The sequence below is a fragment of the Thauera phenylacetica B4P genome (assembly GCF_000310225.1).
GTDB lineage: Bacteria > Pseudomonadota > Gammaproteobacteria > Burkholderiales > Rhodocyclaceae > Thauera > Thauera phenylacetica.
Genome location: NZ_AMXF01000502.1, coordinates 1 through 973 on the forward strand (window position 1 = coordinate 1; position 973 = coordinate 973).

The 973-nt window shown below is 72.9% G+C and carries 1 protein-coding gene; it reads right to left on the minus strand.

The window, feature by feature from the left end; all coding sequences use genetic code 11:
* Positions 1-132: 132 nt before the first annotated feature.
* On the minus strand, positions 133-973 hold an 841-nt coding region (ribA, locus tag C667_RS23315), incomplete at its 5' end, for a GTP cyclohydrolase II (protein WP_004390310.1).

A 973-nucleotide genomic window follows, 5' to 3' on the forward strand; every position in this document is an offset into this window, starting at 1 on the left:
ACCCTTCGGGAGCCGGCTCGCGCGCGTCATCGAGGACGCGCGCGACTTCGACCTCGAGGCCCTCGTCGAGCGCAGCCCCACGCTCAGCCACGGCAGCTGAGCGAGCCGGGCCGCCGCACCGGAGGCCGCGCCTCAGGCGCGGTGGGTGGCGTCCGCGGCGGGCAGGCATGCGGGCTCGTCGTCACCGGGCTCGCCCTGCTCGTCGAGCAGATCGTTGAGCCAGTGCCCGTGGCGGCTGGCCTTGGTCTTGAGGTAGCGCTGGTTCTGCGCGGTGACCTCGCCATAGATCGCGCGTCGGCCGACGACGTGGATGCCGGCCTTCTGCAGCGCGGCCACCTTGCTCGGGTTGTTGGTGAGCAGCAGGATGCGGTCGATGCCGAGCTCGTCGAGCATCTCGTGCGCGATGCGGAAGTCGCGCTCGTCCTTGGAGAAGCCGATCACCTGGTCGGCGTCGATCGTGTCCAGGCCCTCGTCCTGCAGGCCGTAGGCGCGCAGCTTGTTGGCCAGGCCGATGCCTCGGCCCTCCTGCGACAGGTAGAGCAGCACGCCGCCGCCGAGCGCGTGGATCGCCGCCACGCCGCGGCGCAGCTGCTCGCCGCAGTCGCAGCGCAGGCTGCCGAAGAGGTCGCCGGTGAGGCAGGAAGAATGCACGCGCACCGGGACGTCCTCCTGCCAGTTCGCGCGCTCGCCGATGACGATGGCGACGTGCTCGTGCACGCCATCGGCTTCGCGGAAGAGCACGAAGTGGCTGTGCTCCGCCTCGGCCAGCGGCACACGCGCCTCGCTGATGCGGGCGAGCCGGCCGGGGCCGCTCTCGCATAGGCGCATCACCTCAGCCGCGTCGACCGCGAGCAGCTCGCCGCTGGCCACCTCGGCCGCGACCGTGGCGGCGCGATCGGATGCGACCTCGCACACCAGCGCCGCCGGCACCAGCTGGGCGCGGCCGAGCAGGCGCAGGGCGGCGCGCTCGACG